We start from the raw sequence: 15,200 nt of genomic DNA, 5'->3' as shown, positions 1-15,200 counted from the left end.
AACGGCGGCGAATGCCCCCACCACCAAACGCGAAATCCGGCCGGGCGGTGGGGCGTTAACATGCAAGGCGTTTCACCTTCCATTCCGCCATTTCGATCATGCAGATCTACCACAACCCGCGTTGCTCCAAATCCCGCGCTGCGCTTGAGCGGGCCCAGGCCTTTGCCCAGAAGACGGGCGAACCGCTCGACGTCGTCGATTACCTCGTCACGCCGCCCACGCTGGATGCGCTCAAGACACTGGCGGCGCAACTCGATGCGCCCGTGCGCAGCCTCGTGCGCGAGAACGAAGACGAATACGCGCAACTGAACCTGGCGGATGCCTCCGACGAGGCGCTGCTCGAGGCCATCGCGGCGCATCCGCGGCTGCTGCAGCGTCCGGTGCTCGTACGCAACGGGAAGGCCACCATTGGCCGGACGCCGGAAGCGCTCGACGCGTTCCTGAAGTAAGTCCACATCGGGGGCCCCACAGTTGAACGGCCTGCCGATTTCCATCGGGCAGGCCGTTCAGGGGTGGCCGTATCGCCTTGCGCGAGGGCCGGGGCTGCGTCCGTCAAGACGCGCTGGGGCACCGGATCATTCCAGGCCCATCCATCGGGCCATTTCTGACCCGAAACCAATGGCCAGCAGCGCTGCGAGCACCACTGCCAGCGCCACCGCGGTCGATACCGCAGTGACTTTCATGACCTCCGCATCGTCGTGCTCGCTGCTGTGCGCGCGATGCAGATGCACGCGCATGCTCAGCGGCATGGCCTTCGCGGACGGCTTGCGATGCCAGTGCAAGCGCTCCGCCATCGCTCGCAAGTGTTGCGTGTCAAACGCGTCACGGGAAAATCGCATCGCGGTACCTCCCGTCGTGTGTGTGGAGCCGACGCCGGCACGCACCGGCGTCGGGGGTACGTGCGGCCCGATGACGATACGACAGGCAAATGGCGTATGCGAGTGGCTTTGCTTGTCGGCGCCGGGTGGCGCAGTCGTCTGGTCGCCTCGCACAAGCCCAGCGTAGACGCGGGTTTGCGGCCCCGCAAGTTGCGCCGCGGCATGGTGCGCGCGTCACGCGCGCGAAACGCAAACGGTATGCGGCTTTTGCCGCGATGCGTGACGGTTTCTGCGCCCGACTGCACCGCGCCTGGGCGCTCAATCCTGAGCAGATTGGTGGGACACTTGCTCGGCGGCGCGCTCGGCCTCGCGCTTGCGCAACTCGGCCAGCATGTTGCAGAAGAGGGCGCCTTGCTCCTTCGCGTCGTCCAGCGCGATGTGCGTGTGCGGCAGCGGATCGTGCCAGTGCTCGGGAAACGCCGCCTTCACGTTGCGCCGGTACGGCATGCCCGTCAGCGCAAAGGCCAGCGTCTTGATGTCGAGCGCGGCCCACCCGAACGGCGAGCGCCCCGCGAACCGCATCATGTACCAGAACATGTACGTGAAATCGAAGCCCGCCGGAAACGCCACGAACACCGGCTTGCCCGGCAGGCTCTCGACCCACTCCACATAGCGCGGCAAGGCCACCTCAGGCGCCTCGAGATTGCTGCGGCACGCGGCCCACGCCTCGGGCTGCGTCTGCCACCACTGCATCTGGACCGGATGGCCTTCCGCGCCGGGCAGCGTTTCGAGGTTGGCTTCGAACGTGCCGACGAGCGTCTTGTCGGCCAGGTAGGCCGCGCTGGCAAAACTGAGCATCGAGTGCGGCCCGGGGATGGGCCCATCGGCCTCGACGTCGGTGCTGACGTAGATCTCGGGCCGCGTGTCGGGCGGCTGGCTGCCGCGCTTGCGGCGGGGCTTGTCCTGGGCCGCGGCGGGCGCGGTGTCGGCGAAGGTGTCGTCGCTCTCGTTGGTGTCGTCGCTCATGTTGTGCCTTCGTTGGCAAACAGCCGATCGGCGACGTACGGATTGGTCGCGCGCTCATCGCCAAAGGTGGAGACCGGGCCGTGGCCCGGCACGAAGGTGACGTCGTCGCCGAGCGGCCACAGCTTTGTGCGGATCGAGCGGATCAGATCCGCATGGTTGCCGCGCGGAAAATCGGTGCGGCCGATCGAGCCCGCGAACAGCACGTCGCCGACGATGGCGACGCGGTCTTCCGCACTGAAGAACACCACGTGGCCGGGCGTGTGGCCGGGGCAGTGGAACACCTGCAGCGTGCGGCCGGCGGCCTGCACGGTGTCGCCGTCGTCCAGCCAGCGATCGGGCACGAAGGCCTCGGCCGGCGGAAAGCCGAAGCGCTGGCTCTGCACCGGCAGCTGGTCGATCCAGAACGCCTCGTCCTTCTGCGGACCTTCGATGGGCACGCCGAGCTGCCTGCGCAGGGCGTCGGCGGCGGCGCAGTGGTCGACGTGGCCGTGCGTGAGCAGGATCTTTTCGATGCGCGCGCCGTGCTGCTGGGCGGCCGCCAGGATGCGCTCGACGTCGCCGCCGGGGTCGGTGACGGCGGCCGCGCCATCGTCGCCAATCAGCAGCGTGCAGTTCTGTTCAAACGGCGTAACGGGGACGACGACGACTTTCATGTGATTTTTTGTGCGCATTTGCGCGAGGCAGGGATAACCCGATTGTATCGGCCCGAGCCCGCGCCAGCACTGGGCTCGCGGGCCGGCCTGTTACATCAGAAAGAAAATTTTACAAAATTGATGCGAGATGACTGCATGATGTGATCGTTTTAATAGGAAATGTAAATAGTCGACCAAAGCATGCGTGTTAGACTCGCGCCCATGCTCAAGCTTTCCCACCCGATCTCCAGCCTTTTGGCCGGCCGCACGCTGCGTGCCTGGCTGACGCACGGCACCACGCTGCTGGTGCTGGCGGGCTGTGCCGCTGTCCCGGGCGAACCGCCTGCGGGCACACAGACCGGCGTGCAGGCCAGCAAGCCCGCCGCACCCGCGACTGCCCTCAAGCCGGCCGACCCGCGCGACAACCCCGACGCCTGGGGTTCGCTGTCGTTTCGCGGCGTGCCCGATTCGAACGGCCTCAAGCTCGACGAGAACACCGACACCACGCCCGGCCTGCGCGCAGACCTGGGCACCTTCGAAGAGCGCGGCATCGCCTCGTGGTACGGCCGCGGCTTCCACGGCCGGCGCACCGCCAGCGGCGAGCGCTTCGACATGAATGCCTTCACGGTGGCGCACCCGTCGCTGCCCCTGCAGAGCTGGGTGCTCGTGCGCAACCTCGCCAACGACCGCGTGGTCGTCGCCAAGGTGACGGATCGCGGCCCGTACTACGGCAAGCGCATCCTCGACATGTCGTACGCCGCCGCCAAGCGGCTCGATTTCGTCAAGCGCGGTTCGACCCGCGTGGAGATCTGCCGCCTGTCACGCGCAGAAGTCGAAGCGCTGCGCCCCGAGCTCACGCAAACCGACGTGGCCAGCAACGATGGCGATGCCGATGTGGGCGCCGACGACCCCACGCCGGCCAAGCGTGTGAAGCATCGCGCCAGGAAGGCGCGGCACCGTTAATCCTTCCCGTCGTTCTTGAGCGCCAGCGCGCTCTGGTACAGCGCATCGACCGGCGCACCGGTGATCGCGCCCGCCAGCTTTGCCGCGCGTTTGGCCGGCAGCTCGGCCAACAGCAGACGCAAGACCTGGTCCGCTGCCAGGGCCGTGGGCGCCGCGTCCTGCGCGCCCGCACCTTCCACCACCAGCACGAATTCGCCCTTGCCATGCGAGGCATCGGCGGCCAGCCATGCGGGCGCCTCCGCCGCCGGCAGCACGACGATCTGCTCGAACAGCTTGGTCAGTTCGCGCCCGATGAGCACGCGCCGCGCCGGCAGATGCTCGGCCAGCGCCGCCAGTGTCGCGTCGATGCGATGCGGCGCCTCGTACAGGACCCACGCCGGCCCGTGCGCCGCCCATTGGCGGATGGCCGCATCGCGCTGCCCCGCCTTGGGCGGCAGGAAGCCGACGAAGGTGAATTGCCCGGCGGACGTGTCGAGCAGCTCGCCAGCGGCCGAGAGCGCAGTCACCACGGCACTGGCGCCGGGCAGAGGAATCACGCGATGGCCCGCCGCGCGCACGGCCTGCACAATGCGCGAGCCGGGGTCGGACACGCCCGGCGTGCCGGCATCCGACACATAGGCGATGCGCTCGCCCTGCGCCAGACGCGCCACGATGCGCTCGGCTGCTTCGCGCTCGTTGTGCTCGTGTGCGGCCAGCATCGGGCGCGACAGTCCCAGCCGATTGAGCAGTTGCCCCGTGTTGCGGGTGTCCTCGCAGGCCACCGCATCGACCAGGCCGAGCACGTGCCGCGCCCGCAGCGATACGTCGGCGGCGTTCCCGATGGGGGTGGCCACCACATATAATGCGCCGGCGGGGTAATGCTGGTCGTGCGCCAGCAGGGTCCAGTCAGGATCACTCACGAGAACTTCTCTCCGTCACTTGGTTCAAACCGCCAATGCACGCGCCGCAGCCCGTCTCTTCGCAGTCCACGATGCCACTCACAGCCGCGACCGGCGATGCCGGCGAAGACCGCGCACTCCGCTATCTGCAAGCGCGGGGCCTGTCGGTGGTCACGCGCAATTATCGCTGCAAGGCCGGTGAGATCGACCTGGTGATGCGCGATGCGGCCGGCGCGCTGGTCTTCGTGGAAGTCCGTGCCCGCGTGGCACGCTCCACGCAGCGCTTTGGCGGTGCGGCCGCCAGCGTGACGCCGGCCAAGCAGCGCCGCCTGATCGCGGCGGCCGAAGATTTTCTCGCGCAGCAGGCGCAGGATGTCCCCGCCTGCCGCTTTGACGTCATCGCCATCGACGGCACGCGCATCGAGTGGATGCGCGATGCCTTTGGTGTCGAAGCGTGAATCTCGCTCTTGTCGCTCTTCTCTCTTCCGGACTTCATTCAAGGACAGCATGAAACCCTCGTCGCCTACGTCTGCCCGCTTGCGTCACTCGGTCAAGCGCACCGTTGTGCTGGCCGCCCTGGCCGGCATCACCGCCACGCAGCTGACCGCCTGCTTCCCGCTGTTTGCCGGCGCCGTGGCCGGTGGCGTCGCCCTGGCCACCGACCGACGCCCGACCGCCACGCAGACCATCGACCGCGGCCTGCAGATGGAGGCCGAGAACACGCTGATCTCGCGCTACAACGGCCGCGCGCACGTCAACGTCACCGTCTACAACCGCAAGGTGCTGCTGACGGGCGAAGCCGGCACCGAGCAGACCAAGCAGGAGATCGGCCAATACGCGCAAAAGCTCGAGAATGCGCGCGAGGTGGTCAACGAGCTGGTCGTGACGCCTGAATCGAGCACGATGAGCTCGCGTGCCAACGACACCTACATCACCACCAAGGTGAAGGGCGTGCTGGCCGGCGCGGAAGGCGTGCCCTGGAACTCCATCAAGGTGACCACCGAAGCGCAGACCGTCTTCCTGATGGGCGTGGTGACCGAAGCCGAAGGCAACCGTGCCACCGAAGCGGTGCGCACCGTGGGCGGCGTCAACAAGGTCGTGAAGGTGTTCGACTACGTGAGCGAAGACGAGCGCAAGCGCCTGGACGCGAATGCCACGTCGACCAACCCCTCGGTGGCGCCCGACGCGTCGCAAGGCACGCCCGCCACGGTGCGCGGCACGCCGACGGCCACGCAGGCCCCCGCGCCCGTGACCTCCGCATCGCCCGGGGTGACGGTGTCGCCGACCACCTCGCCGGCGCTGCCGCCGGGCAAGCAGCTGCCGTAACGGTGCCGGCAGCCTCGGCCCCCACCGCTTTGCAAAGAACGCAGCCATCGCGCTGCGTTTTTTGTTGGCTGCGCGCATCACCCAGGCACATGGCCGGCGGTGCGTGCTAGCGTATGACGCTTGCCCGACTTCGCTGCCCCCCATGCCCGTCGTCCACCGTCTTGCCGCCGCGGCTCTGCTGGCGGCACTGCCCACGGCCCGCGCGGCCGATCGTCCGCCCTCCGACCCCCAGGCCCGCACATGGGCGGCATCGTGCGCGAGCTGCCATCACGCCGATACCGCGCCGGGCGCCGGGCGCGCCGTACAGACGCTGCCCCCGCTCGCGGGCCGCTCGCAGGCCGAGCTGATCGATACGCTGCAGGCGTTCCGCAACGGCACACGCCCGTCCACGGTGATGGGCCAGATTGCGCGTGGTTATGACGATGCGCAGATCGCCGCCATTGCCGGCTGGCTGTCGCGCCAATCGCAGGAGGCACCATGACCGCATCTCCCTGCACGAAGGACCGGCGGGCCGTGCTGCGCGCGCTGGGCGCGACGGCGCTGGCCGGGCCGCTGGCGGCATGTGCGTCGCTGTCGGGCGCGCGCAATGCGCGTGTCGTGGTGGTTGGCGGCGGCTATGGCGGGGCCACGGCGGCCAAGTACGTACGCACGTTCTCCGGAGGGCGTGTCGACGTGACGCTGGTCGAGCCGAACGCGACGTTCGTTTCGTGTCCCTTGTCGAACCTCGTGGTGTCCGGCGACCGCGACCTGGCGTCGGTGACCGTGCCGTACGACGCGCTGGTCGGGCGCCACGGGGTGCGCTGGGTGCGGGATCGCGCATCGGCCATCGACGTCGGTGCAAGGCAGGTGCGCCTGGCCGGCGGCGGCACGCTGGATTACGACCGCCTGATCCTGTCGCCCGGCATCGATTTCATTGCGGGTGCGATTCCCGGCTTGGCGAACCCCGCCACGGCGGCACAGGCGCCGCACGCGTGGAAGGCCGGCATGCAGACGCTCGCGCTGCGCCACCGGCTCGAGGCCATGCCCAACGGCGGCACGGTGGCGATCAGCATTCCGCTCGCGCCGTATCGCTGCCCGCCCGCGCCGTACGAGCGTGCCTGCCTGATCGCGCACTGGCTGCAGCGCGCCAAGCCCGACTCGCGCGTGCTCATCCTCGATGCCAATGACGATGTGACGTCCAAGGGCGCGCTGTTCAAGCGCGTGTGGGCCGAGCGCTACCCCCGGCATATCGAATATCGGCCGCAATACAACGCCGTCGACATCGATGCGACCGGCCGCGTACTGAAGTTCGACGTGCAGGACGACGTGCAGGCCGATGTGGTCAACCTGATCCCGCCGCAGCGTGCCGGAGCGATTGCCGTGCAGGCCGGGCTGGCGACGGCCAACGGACGCTGGTGCGAGGTCGACTTCCTGTCGTTCGAATCGAAGGTGGCGACCGGCGTGCACGTGATCGGCGATGCCATCCAGACCGCGCCGCTGATGCCCAAGTCCGGCCACATGGCGAACCAGCACGGCAAGGTGGCCGCCGCCGCCGTGGTGGCGATGCTCGCCGGCCACGCGCCCGATGCGTCGCCGCTGTATACGAACACCTGCTACAGCTTCACCGCGCCGGACGAGGCGATGCACGTGGCAACTGTCCACCGCTATGACCCCGCCGAGCGCACCATGGTGACGGTGTCCGGCGCCGGTGGGCTTTCCGAGGCGCCGTCCGTGGCGGAGGGCAGGCTCGCGCAAGGCTGGAGCCGCGCGATCTGGTCGGACATGCTGGGCTGAGCACGCGGCTTCCCGCGGCGGCACGAACAATGCGCAAGATTGAGCAAGTCGCGCGTGCCGCGCGCGCCTAGAGTGCGTCAGATGGCCGCGCGGGCGGCCGCAACACCATTCCGATCATCATGTCTCCCAAGGATCTGCTGCTGGCCCTGACCGTTGTGCTGGTATGGGGCGTCAACTTTGTCGTCATCAAGGTGGGCCTGCACGGTGTGCCGCCCATGCTGCTGGGTGCGCTGCGCTTTGCGCTGGTCGCGTTCCCGGCCGTGCTGTTCGTGCCGCGCCCCAAGATTGCGCTCAAGTGGCTGGTGGCTTACGGCGCCACCATCAGCTTCGGACAGTTCGCGTTCCTGTTCTCGGCCATGTATGTGGGCATGCCGGCCGGGCTGGCCTCGCTGGTGCTGCAGTCGCAGGCCTTCTTTACGCTGACGATTGCCGCCATCGTGCTGCGCGAGCCGATCCGCTGGTTCCACCTGGCCGGCATGGCGGTGGCCGCGGGCGGGCTGGCCGTCATTGGCATGGCGGGCGGCGGCTCGGTCACGGGCATGACCACCGCCGGCTTCTTGCTGACGCTGTGCGCGGCGTTTTCGTGGGCCAGCGGCAACATCGTCACCAAGCGCGTCGGGCCGGTGAATGTGGTCAGCCTGGTGGTGTGGGGCGCGCTGATCCCGCCGATTCCGTTCCTGCTGCTGTCGTTCTGGATGGAAGGCCCGGAGCAGATCGCGCACAGCCTGGCGAACATCGGCGCATCGAGCATCGGGGCGATCGTCTACCTGTCGTTCGGCGCCACCATCTTCGGCTACAGCCTGTGGAGCCGTCTGCTGGCGCGCTACGCGGCCAGCCAGGTTGCGCCGCTCACGCTGCTGGTGCCGGTGGTGGGGCTGGTGTCGGCGGCCGTGCTGCTGGGCGAGCGGCTGGTGCCCGCGCAATGGCTCGGCGGCGCGGTCGTCATGGCGGGGCTGCTTCTGAACGTTTTCGGCGGCCGGCTGGCGGCGCGGCGGGCGATGGCCTGAGGCGCATGCCACCCGCCGCCAAGCGCCCGGGCCGCGACGTTGCCGGCGTTTGGCTTTGGGGCGGCGGCAGGGCGGTTGCCCACACTTGGGGCACAATACCGGGTCCGATTCTCACCATCTGGCCCGCGCACGCATGCGGGCAGCCCCACCGTCTGGAGACCACATGAAGTTCGCCCCCACGCTTGCTGCCGGCGCCGTGCTGGCCGGCCTCGCGCTGTCCGCCGCGCCCGTGCACGCCGCCGTTGACGCGGCCCGCGCGCAATCCATCGCCAACCAGAACGCCTGCATGGGCTGCCACGCCGTCGACCGCAAGCTCGTCGGGCCGGCGTACAAGGACGTGGCCACCAAATACAAGGGCGATGCGGGCGCAGAAGCCAAGCTCATCAAGAAGGTGCGCGAGGGCGGCATGGGCAACTGGGGCCAGATCCCGATGCCGGCCAATCCGAAGATTGCCGATGCCGACCTGAAAACCGTGATCGACTGGGTGCTCGCGGGCGCCCCGGCCAAGTGAGGGCAGGGCGATGAACGAACCGATCAACGTGAGCCGCCGCGACGTGTTGCGCGCGGGCGCGATGATGGCGCTGCTGGTCTCCGCCGGCATCGCCACGCCCGCGCAGGCGGCCGAGTGGAACAAGGCCGCCTTCAGCGTCAAGGGCGTAAACGACGTGCTCAAGCAACTGGGCGGCGGCGCGGTCGACAAGGGCGGCGCCGGCATCCAGCTCACCGCACCGGACATTGCAGAAAACGGCGCCGTGGTGCCGCTGGTCGTGACGAGCACGCTGCCGGGCACCGACCTCATCGCCATCCTGGTCGAAAAGAACCCGAACACGCTGGCCGCCACGTTCGCCATTCCGGCCGGCACCGACCCGTTTGTCAGCACGCGCGTGAAGATGGGCGAGACGTCAACGGTCTACGCCGCCGTGCGCGCCAACGGCAAATGGGTGCTGGCGAGCAAGGAAGTGAAGGTCACCCTTGGTGGCTGCGGCGGTTAAACCTCAGGAGAACACACCATGGCAGACCCGATGCGCATTCGCGCAATGGAAAACGGCGGCACCACCGACGTGAAGATCCTGATGAAGCACGACATGGAAACCGGCCAGCGCAAAGACGCGTCCGGCAAGGTCGTGCCCGCCTGGCACATCACCAACGTGACGGTGCAGCACAGCGGCAAGACGGTGCTGGACGCGCAGTTCGGCCCGGCCGTGTCGAAAGATCCGTTCCTCAACTTCAAGTTCAAGGGCGGCGCCAAGGGCGACAAGGTGACGGTCACGTGGGTCGACAACCACGGCGACAAGCGCACCGACGAAACGTCCATTCAGTAAACAGCAAAGGCCCGGAGGCCCACATGCGACGCAGCTTCTTTCGTGTGACCGCCGCGCTGGCGGCCTTGAGCGTGGCCGGCAAGGCCGCTGCCCAGAACGCCCCGCGCGCTGGCGGCGCCGGTGCCCGCTACAAGGTGGTCTACCAGCTGAGCGAAGGCATCGACCAGGCCGTGCGCGCCATCGGCAACCTGCGCAACCACCTGAACGGCGCACCCGGCACGAAGATCGTGGTGGTGGCGTTGGGCCACGGCATCGACTTCCTCGTTGAAGGCGCCAAGGATGCGCAGGGCCGCCCGTTTGATGCACCGGTGGCGGCGCTGGCCAGCATGGGCGTGGAGTTTCGCGTGTGCCACAACTCGCTGATGGCCTTCAAGGTGCCGGAAGACAAGCTGCTGCTCGAAGCCAAGGTAGTGCCGGCCGGCGTGGTGGAAATCACCCGCTTGCAGCAGGAAGAAGGTTTCGCCTATATCAAACCGTAGGCGACCCACGGAGGGGACCGTGAAACACAAGACATGGACGATGGCGCTGGCTGCGGCGTTGGTTGCCGGCAGCGCCGTCATGGCATCCGCGCAGGACGCCAAGGACAGCACCGCCGCCGGCATCGCGCAGTACCGCGAGATGCTGGCCGACGGCAACCCGGCCGAACTCTGGGAAGCCGCCGGCGAAGAACTCTGGAAGAAGCCCGCCGGCCCCAGGCAGGCCTCGCTTGAAGCATGCGACCTGGGCCTTGGCCCCGGCGTGGTGAAGGGCGCCTACGCCAAGCTGCCGCGCTACTTCAAAGACACCGGCCGCGTGATGGACGCCGAACAGCGCCTCATGCATTGCCGCATGACGCTGCAGGGGCTGACCAAGGAAGAGGCATCGGCCCGCCCGTTCTCGTCGCCCGGCAAGCCGTCGGACATTGAACGCCTGATGGCGTACATCACGTCCGAATCGCGCGGCGCGGCCATCGACATTCCGCTCGCCCACCCCGAAGAAAAGCGCGTGTACGAACTCGGCCGCCGCATGTTCTTCTACCGCGGCGGCGCGTACGACTTTGCTTGCGCCACGTGCCATGCCCAGCCGGGTTTGCGCATCCGCCTGCAGGAGCTGCCTGACTTGCTGACCGCCGACGGCGCGCGCTTTGCGTATTCCACCTGGCCGGGTTATCGCGTCTCGCAGGGCGAGGTACGCACGATGCAGCACCGCCTGTATGACTGCCTGCGCCAGCAGCGCTTTCCGGAACCGCTCTACGGCAGCGAGGTGATTACCGCGCTGGAGATGTTCCTCGCCCGCAACGCCAACGGCGGCAAGATGGACGCGCCGTCCATCAAACGATGACACGATGAGGCCACGTATGACCCGACTGACCCCCATCGTTCTGACGGCACTCACATTGGCCCTGGCTGCCGGCACCGCGCACGCAGCCGACGCCCCCAAGGCCGTCACCCCGCCCAAGCCCGAAGCCAAGGCCGACGCGGCGCTCGCCAAAGTCATCCAGGAGAGCTTTGTCTCCAAGGGCCCGGCCACCGTGGAAGGCGTGACCGAGCGCGACGACGTGCAGAAGGTCTGCAGCCAGTTTGCCGACCGCAATGCCGTGCCCGCTGCGGTTGCCAAGAAGCTGGAAGACGCGCAATTCAAGACCATCCGCTACCCGGCGGACAACACCTGGCTGGGCGACTGGAAGGAAGGCGAGAAGACCGCGCAGAGCGGCCGCGGCATGCAGTTCTCCGACCCGGCCGGCGGCGCGAACGGCGCCAATTGCTATGCGTGCCACCGCTTGTCGAAAGACGAACTGTCCTACGGCACCATCGGCCCCTCGCTGTACCAGTACGGCAAGCTGCGTGGGGATTCGGAAGCGATCCTGCGCTACACGTGGGGCAAGATCTACAACTCCAACGCGTATGCGGCGTGCTCCAACATGCCGCGCTTCGGGCACAAGGGCATCCTCACCGAACAGCAGATCCGCGACGTGATGGCGCTGTTGTTCGACCCGGCCTCGCCCGTGAACCAGTAAGCCGATAACGCCATGCGTACGCTTCGACGGTTCCTGATGTGGACGGCAGCGGCGATGGTGTTTGCCGCCGCGCAGTTTGCCAATCATGCGCAGGCCGTCGAAGTGGGCGATGTGGTGGCGCTGCCCGACGTGCAGTTGCTCGACGGCACGCGCTTGCCGGGCGATGCATGGCGCGGGCACCCCGTCATCATCGCCACGTGGGCGTCGTGGTGCCCGTTCTGCGCGCTGCAGAACCCGCGCCTGCAAAAGCTCTACGACGCCACGCGCGGCACTGACCTGCGCATCCTCACCATCAGCATCGACGCCAACCCGCAGCTCGCGAAGGACTACGTCGCCAAGCGCGGCTTCACCTTTCCGGTGACGATGGAAACCGACGCGCTGTGCGCCGCCACCGGCCCGCGCAAGGGCCTGCCCGAACTGCTCGTGCTCGACGCCAAGGGCCGCGTGGTGCGCAAGGAAGTCGGCGAGATGCTGGAAGACGACGTGGCCGACTTGGCACGCTACGCACACAGCCCCAAACAATGAACCGCCGCGAATTCGTTCAAGCCCTGGCGATTGCCGCAGCCGCCGGCCTGCGCCTGACCGACGCGCACGCCGATACGTTCAGCTATGACGTGCCGCGCTTCGGCAACGTCCACCTGCTGCACTTCACCGACTGCCACGCGCAGTTGCTGCCCATCGAATACCGCGAGCCCAGCGTCAACCTGGGCGTGGCGCAATGGGCCGGGCAGCCGCCGCATCTGGTCGGGCACGCGCTGCTCAAGCGTTACGGCATTGCGCCGGGCTCGCGCGCCGCGCACGCCTTCACCGCGCTCGACTTTACCGAGGCCGCCCGCCGCTACGGCCGCATGGGCGGCTTCGCGCACCTGGCCACGCTCATCAAGCGGCTGCGCGCCACGCGCCCGAATGCGCTGCTGCTGGATGGCGGCGACACCTGGCAGGGCTCCGCCACCGCGTTGTGGACGAACGGCCAGGACATGGTCGACGCGGCCCTCGCGCTGGGCGTGGATGTCATGACCCCGCACTGGGAGATGACCTACGGCGCCGACCGCGTGCGCCACGTGGTCGATCACGATTTCAAGAACAAGGTCGCCTTTGTCGCGCAGAACATCCAGACCGCTGACTTTGGTGACCCGGTGTTCGACCCATATGTGCTGCGCGAACTGAACGGCGTGCCGGTCGCCATCATTGGGCAGGCGTTTCCGTACACGCCGATCGCGCACCCGGCGGATTTCACGCCCGACTGGACCTTCGGCATCCGGGAAGAACGCCTGCAGAAGATGATTGACGAGGCGCGCGGCAAGGGCGCCAAGGTGGTCGTGCTGCTGTCGCACAACGGCATGGATGTCGACCTGAAGCTCGCCTCGCGCGTGCGCGGGTTGGACGCCATCCTGGGCGGGCATACGCACGATGCCGTGCCCGCGCCCGTCAAGGTCAGCAACCCGGGCGGCGTGACGCTCGTCACCAACGCGGGCGCCAACGGCAAGTTTGTCGGTGTGCTCGATCTGGATGTGCGCGGCGGCACCGTGCGCGACATCCGTTACACGTTGCTGCCCGTGTTTGCCGATCTGCTGCCGGCCGACCCCGCCATGACGGCGCTGATTGACCGCGTGCGCGCGCCGTACAAAGACAAGCTGGGCGAAACGCTCGCCACCAACCGCGGCCTGCTGTACCGGCGCGGCAACTTCAACGGCACGTTCGACCAGCTCATCGTCGACGGCCTGATGCACGCGCAGGGCGCCGAGATTGCCTTCTCGCCCGGCTTCCGCTGGGGCACCACGCTGCTGCCCGGCGAAGCCCTGACCATGGAAGCGCTGATGGCCCAGACCGCCATCACCTACCCGGCCACCACGCTCACCGAGATGACGGGCGCCACCATCAAGACCGTGCTGGAAGACGTGGCCGACAACCTGTTCAACCCAGACCCGTACTACCAGCAGGGCGGCGACATGGTGCGCACCGGCGGCCTGCGCTACACCATCGACCCGACCCGGCCGATGGGCCGCCGCATCACCGACATGCGCCTGGGCGACAAACCGCTCGACGCAGACCGCCGCTACAAGGTGGCCGGCTGGGCCGCCGTGTCGCCCGAAGCGCGCAAGGCCGGCGGCCGCCCCGTGTGGGACGTCCTCGCCGACTGGCTGCGCGACCAGCGTGAAGTGACCGCCCGGCCGCTGAATACGCCGCGCATCGTGGGCGTGGACGGCAACCCCGGCATGGAGGCCGGGGCGGGTTGACCCGCCATTGAAGCCGCCCGGGAATTTGGGATAAACTTTGCGGCTACGGGCCGATAGCTCAGCTGGGAGAGCGCCGCGTTCGCAATGCGGAGGTCGGGAGTTCGATCCTCCTTCGGTCCACCATTTACTCAAAGCCCAACCCTTATCGGTTGGGCTTTTTTCTGCCCGAAACGCCATTGTTGGCGCGGTTCCGGACACCTGCCTCTTGAGCGCGCCCTTGCCGGGCCGCCGACTTTCGGCCTCGACATCGCCGGTTTTCTCTCTCCGTTCTCTGTTGGCCTCTTGACCGTCCAAGTGCCCAAGTCCACTGTTTTCGCGGGTTTGAGAGCAGGCGGTTGCGGTTTTCGTCTGCTCAGGAGACGGCGACCGAGAACGCAGAGCAACCGGCCTGGATGTTCACGCCGCCTGCAACGCCGCGATCAGCGGACACTGCACCTGCCCGCTCGTCGCGCAGCAGCGCTCGACAAGCCCCTGCAGCGCACCCTCAATCCTTTGCAGATCGGCAAGCCGGGCGCGCACGTCTGCTAGTTTGTGCTCTGCCTGCTCGCGAGCCTCGGTGCAATGCGACCCATCCTCGAGCTTGAGCAAATCCCCGATCTCGTCGAGGCTGAAGCCTAGGCGCTGAGCGGACTTGATGAAGCGCACGCGCCCCCGATCCGTCTCGCCATAGCGGCGGATGCCGCCCAGCGGGCGGTCGGGCTCCTGCATCAAACCCTTGCGCTGGTAGAAGCGGATCGTTTCGACGTTGACCCCGGCGGCCTCGGCCAGCACACCGATGGTCAGGGTTTCGGGTAGTTCGTTCATGGCGCTTGACTCCGTACTTAAGTACGGAAGTAAGCTTACGCCATGAATGCAGATTCCCCAACCGAACCTCGACCCAGCGGTGGGCGTGGTGCGCTGTTGACCGGCGGTCTAGCGGCCATCCTCGCGTCCACCTGCTGCCTCGGCCCTCTGGTACTGATCACGCTGGGTGTCTCTGGCGCGTGGATCAGCAACTTGACCCTGCTCGAGCCGTATCAACCCTACTTCATCGGTGCGGCGCTCGTGGCACTGTTTTTCGCGTACAGGCGCATCTGGCGCCCCGTTGCAGCCTGTGAGCCTGGGCAGGTCTGCGCGCTGCCGCAGGTCAACCGCAGCTACAAGGCCTTGTTCTGGATCGTGGTGGCGCTGGTTATCGCTGCACTCGCATTCCCGCTGATCGCGCCCTGGTTCTACTGAAAGG

General features: G+C 67.7%; 21 protein-coding genes and 1 tRNA gene. 17 read left to right on the top strand and 5 right to left on the bottom strand.

Going from position 1 to position 15,200, the window contains the following annotated elements:
- The first annotated feature begins 98 nt into the window (after nt 1-98).
- Nucleotides 99-449: an arsenate reductase family protein gene (locus TK49_RS02170; RefSeq protein ID WP_045785240.1), complete on the top strand. Its 351-nt coding sequence runs from the start codon at nt 99-101 to the stop codon at nt 447-449.
- 126 nt (nt 450-575) lie between these two features.
- Here TK49_RS02170 and TK49_RS02165 read toward each other — a convergent pair whose 3' ends face one another.
- The 3 genes from TK49_RS02165 to TK49_RS02155 form a co-directional block, all read right to left on the bottom strand.
- On the bottom strand, nt 576-839 hold the full coding sequence (locus TK49_RS02165) for a hypothetical protein (RefSeq protein WP_045785239.1): 264 nt from the start codon (nt 837-839) through the stop codon (nt 576-578).
- 297 nt (nt 840-1,136) lie between these two features.
- Nucleotides 1,137-1,844 carry a PolC-type DNA polymerase III domain-containing protein gene (locus tag TK49_RS02160; protein ID WP_045785238.1) on the bottom strand — a complete coding sequence of 236 codons (708 nt, stop codon included), beginning with the start codon at nt 1,842-1,844 and terminating at the stop codon, nt 1,137-1,139.
- Nucleotides 1,841-2,497, bottom strand: a complete 657-nt coding sequence (locus tag TK49_RS02155; RefSeq protein WP_045785237.1) for an MBL fold metallo-hydrolase — start codon at nt 2,495-2,497, stop codon at nt 1,841-1,843. Before TK49_RS02155 ends, TK49_RS02160 begins: the two co-directional genes overlap by 4 nt.
- Before the next feature lie 201 nt (nt 2,498-2,698).
- Here TK49_RS02155 and TK49_RS02150 point away from each other — a divergent pair, with 201 nt between their 5' ends.
- Complete coding sequence (locus tag TK49_RS02150) at nt 2,699-3,439, top strand: septal ring lytic transglycosylase RlpA family protein (protein ID WP_045785236.1); 741 nt, start codon at nt 2,699-2,701, stop codon at nt 3,437-3,439.
- On the opposite strand, the gene rsmI is transcribed toward TK49_RS02150, so the two are convergent.
- Nucleotides 3,436-4,338, bottom strand: coding sequence for a 16S rRNA (cytidine(1402)-2'-O)-methyltransferase (gene rsmI / locus TK49_RS02145; protein ID WP_045785235.1), 903 nt, complete (start codon nt 4,336-4,338; stop codon nt 3,436-3,438). The two genes, TK49_RS02150 and rsmI, sit on opposite strands and share 4 nt — an antisense overlap.
- Nucleotides 4,339-4,373: 35 nt before the next feature.
- Between rsmI and TK49_RS02140 the strand changes: the two genes are divergently transcribed.
- From TK49_RS02140 to TK49_RS02075, 14 genes are all read left to right on the top strand, one after another.
- Nucleotides 4,374-4,775, top strand: coding sequence for a YraN family protein (locus tag TK49_RS02140; protein ID WP_045785234.1), 402 nt, complete (start codon nt 4,374-4,376; stop codon nt 4,773-4,775).
- Nucleotides 4,776-4,824: 49 nt separating this feature from the next.
- Nucleotides 4,825-5,643 (top strand): BON domain-containing protein, encoded by an 819-nt coding sequence (locus TK49_RS02135; protein WP_045785233.1) that lies wholly within the window; start codon nt 4,825-4,827, stop codon nt 5,641-5,643.
- A 142-nt stretch (nt 5,644-5,785) separates the two neighbouring features.
- Entirely contained in the window at nt 5,786-6,124 is a 339-nt protein-coding gene (locus tag TK49_RS02130; protein ID WP_045785232.1) for a c-type cytochrome, read from the top strand.
- Complete coding sequence (locus TK49_RS02125; RefSeq protein ID WP_045785231.1) at nt 6,121-7,416, top strand: NAD(P)/FAD-dependent oxidoreductase; 1,296 nt, start codon at nt 6,121-6,123, stop codon at nt 7,414-7,416. The genes TK49_RS02130 and TK49_RS02125 overlap by 4 nt, the downstream gene beginning before the upstream one ends.
- Nucleotides 7,417-7,535: 119 nt before the next feature.
- Nucleotides 7,536-8,423, top strand: coding sequence for an EamA family transporter (locus TK49_RS02120; protein WP_045785230.1), 888 nt, complete (start codon nt 7,536-7,538; stop codon nt 8,421-8,423).
- A gap of 163 nt (nt 8,424-8,586) precedes the next feature.
- On the top strand, nt 8,587-8,934 hold the full coding sequence (locus TK49_RS02115; protein WP_045785229.1) for a c-type cytochrome: 348 nt from the start codon (nt 8,587-8,589) through the stop codon (nt 8,932-8,934).
- A 10-nt stretch (nt 8,935-8,944) separates the two neighbouring features.
- Entirely contained in the window at nt 8,945-9,415 is a 471-nt protein-coding gene (soxY, locus tag TK49_RS02110) for a thiosulfate oxidation carrier protein SoxY (RefSeq protein WP_045785228.1), read from the top strand.
- Nucleotides 9,416-9,433: 18 nt separating this feature from the next.
- Nucleotides 9,434-9,745, top strand: a complete 312-nt coding sequence (gene soxZ / locus TK49_RS02105; RefSeq protein ID WP_004628733.1) for a thiosulfate oxidation carrier complex protein SoxZ — start codon at nt 9,434-9,436, stop codon at nt 9,743-9,745.
- A gap of 23 nt (nt 9,746-9,768) precedes the next feature.
- Nucleotides 9,769-10,224 carry a DsrE family protein gene (locus TK49_RS02100; protein WP_045785227.1) on the top strand — a complete coding sequence of 152 codons (456 nt, stop codon included), beginning with the start codon at nt 9,769-9,771 and terminating at the stop codon, nt 10,222-10,224.
- Nucleotides 10,225-10,264: 40 nt separating this feature from the next.
- On the top strand, nt 10,265-11,065 hold the full coding sequence (gene soxA / locus TK49_RS02095; RefSeq protein ID WP_045785226.1) for a sulfur oxidation c-type cytochrome SoxA: 801 nt from the start codon (nt 10,265-10,267) through the stop codon (nt 11,063-11,065).
- A gap of 16 nt (nt 11,066-11,081) precedes the next feature.
- Nucleotides 11,082-11,741 carry a sulfur oxidation c-type cytochrome SoxX gene (soxX, locus tag TK49_RS02090; RefSeq protein WP_045785225.1) on the top strand — a complete coding sequence of 220 codons (660 nt, stop codon included), beginning with the start codon at nt 11,082-11,084 and terminating at the stop codon, nt 11,739-11,741.
- Between the two features lie 12 nt (nt 11,742-11,753).
- Complete coding sequence (locus TK49_RS02085) at nt 11,754-12,266, top strand: TlpA family protein disulfide reductase (protein WP_045785224.1); 513 nt, start codon at nt 11,754-11,756, stop codon at nt 12,264-12,266.
- Nucleotides 12,263-13,978, top strand: coding sequence for a thiosulfohydrolase SoxB (gene soxB / locus TK49_RS02080; RefSeq protein WP_045785223.1), 1,716 nt, complete (start codon nt 12,263-12,265; stop codon nt 13,976-13,978). The genes TK49_RS02085 and soxB overlap by 4 nt, the downstream gene beginning before the upstream one ends.
- A 47-nt stretch (nt 13,979-14,025) precedes the next feature.
- A tRNA-Ala gene (locus TK49_RS02075) sits at nt 14,026-14,101 on the top strand.
- Nucleotides 14,102-14,374: 273 nt separating this feature from the next.
- Here the strand turns inward: TK49_RS02075 and merR are convergent.
- On the bottom strand, nt 14,375-14,782 hold the full coding sequence (merR, locus tag TK49_RS02070; RefSeq protein WP_045785222.1) for an Hg(II)-responsive transcriptional regulator: 408 nt from the start codon (nt 14,780-14,782) through the stop codon (nt 14,375-14,377).
- A gap of 42 nt (nt 14,783-14,824) precedes the next feature.
- Here merR and merT point away from each other — a divergent pair, with 42 nt between their 5' ends.
- Nucleotides 14,825-15,196 (top strand): mercuric ion transporter MerT, encoded by a 372-nt coding sequence (merT, locus tag TK49_RS02065; RefSeq protein WP_045785221.1) that lies wholly within the window; start codon nt 14,825-14,827, stop codon nt 15,194-15,196.
- Nucleotides 15,197-15,200 lie beyond the last annotated feature (4 nt).

This window comes from Ralstonia mannitolilytica, from assembly GCF_000954135.1.
Lineage (GTDB): Bacteria > Pseudomonadota > Gammaproteobacteria > Burkholderiales > Burkholderiaceae > Ralstonia > Ralstonia mannitolilytica.
The sequence above is the reverse complement of the archived record's forward strand: the minus strand, read 5'-3'. Positions and strand labels throughout refer to the sequence as shown.

What these genes read in the sequence shown, in the direction of transcription:
- soxZ (WP_004628733.1), top strand. Translation starts at nt 9,434, where the DNA reads ATGGCAGACCCGATGCGCATTCGCGCAATGGAAAACGGCGGCACCACC.
- merR (WP_045785222.1), bottom strand. Translation starts at nt 14,782, where the DNA reads ATGAACGAACTACCCGAAACCCTGACCATCGGTGTGCTGGCCGAGGCC.
- TK49_RS02085 (WP_045785224.1), top strand. Translation starts at nt 11,754, where the DNA reads ATGCGTACGCTTCGACGGTTCCTGATGTGGACGGCAGCGGCGATGGTG.
- TK49_RS02135 (WP_045785233.1), top strand. Translation starts at nt 4,825, where the DNA reads ATGAAACCCTCGTCGCCTACGTCTGCCCGCTTGCGTCACTCGGTCAAG.
- TK49_RS02160 (WP_045785238.1), bottom strand. Translation starts at nt 1,844, where the DNA reads ATGAGCGACGACACCAACGAGAGCGACGACACCTTCGCCGACACCGCG.
- soxX (WP_045785225.1), top strand. Translation starts at nt 11,082, where the DNA reads ATGACCCGACTGACCCCCATCGTTCTGACGGCACTCACATTGGCCCTG.
- soxB (WP_045785223.1), top strand. Translation starts at nt 12,263, where the DNA reads ATGAACCGCCGCGAATTCGTTCAAGCCCTGGCGATTGCCGCAGCCGCC.
- TK49_RS02100 (WP_045785227.1), top strand. Translation starts at nt 9,769, where the DNA reads ATGCGACGCAGCTTCTTTCGTGTGACCGCCGCGCTGGCGGCCTTGAGC.
- soxA (WP_045785226.1), top strand. Translation starts at nt 10,265, where the DNA reads ATGGCGCTGGCTGCGGCGTTGGTTGCCGGCAGCGCCGTCATGGCATCC.
- merT (WP_045785221.1), top strand. Translation starts at nt 14,825, where the DNA reads ATGAATGCAGATTCCCCAACCGAACCTCGACCCAGCGGTGGGCGTGGT.
- TK49_RS02115 (WP_045785229.1), top strand. Translation starts at nt 8,587, where the DNA reads ATGAAGTTCGCCCCCACGCTTGCTGCCGGCGCCGTGCTGGCCGGCCTC.
- TK49_RS02130 (WP_045785232.1), top strand. Translation starts at nt 5,786, where the DNA reads ATGCCCGTCGTCCACCGTCTTGCCGCCGCGGCTCTGCTGGCGGCACTG.
- soxY (WP_045785228.1), top strand. Translation starts at nt 8,945, where the DNA reads ATGAACGAACCGATCAACGTGAGCCGCCGCGACGTGTTGCGCGCGGGC.
- TK49_RS02120 (WP_045785230.1), top strand. Translation starts at nt 7,536, where the DNA reads ATGTCTCCCAAGGATCTGCTGCTGGCCCTGACCGTTGTGCTGGTATGG.
- TK49_RS02125 (WP_045785231.1), top strand. Translation starts at nt 6,121, where the DNA reads ATGACCGCATCTCCCTGCACGAAGGACCGGCGGGCCGTGCTGCGCGCG.
- TK49_RS02165 (WP_045785239.1), bottom strand. Translation starts at nt 839, where the DNA reads ATGCGATTTTCCCGTGACGCGTTTGACACGCAACACTTGCGAGCGATG.
- TK49_RS02140 (WP_045785234.1), top strand. Translation starts at nt 4,374, where the DNA reads ATGCACGCGCCGCAGCCCGTCTCTTCGCAGTCCACGATGCCACTCACA.
- TK49_RS02155 (WP_045785237.1), bottom strand. Translation starts at nt 2,497, where the DNA reads ATGAAAGTCGTCGTCGTCCCCGTTACGCCGTTTGAACAGAACTGCACG.
- TK49_RS02150 (WP_045785236.1), top strand. Translation starts at nt 2,699, where the DNA reads ATGCTCAAGCTTTCCCACCCGATCTCCAGCCTTTTGGCCGGCCGCACG.
- TK49_RS02170 (WP_045785240.1), top strand. Translation starts at nt 99, where the DNA reads ATGCAGATCTACCACAACCCGCGTTGCTCCAAATCCCGCGCTGCGCTT.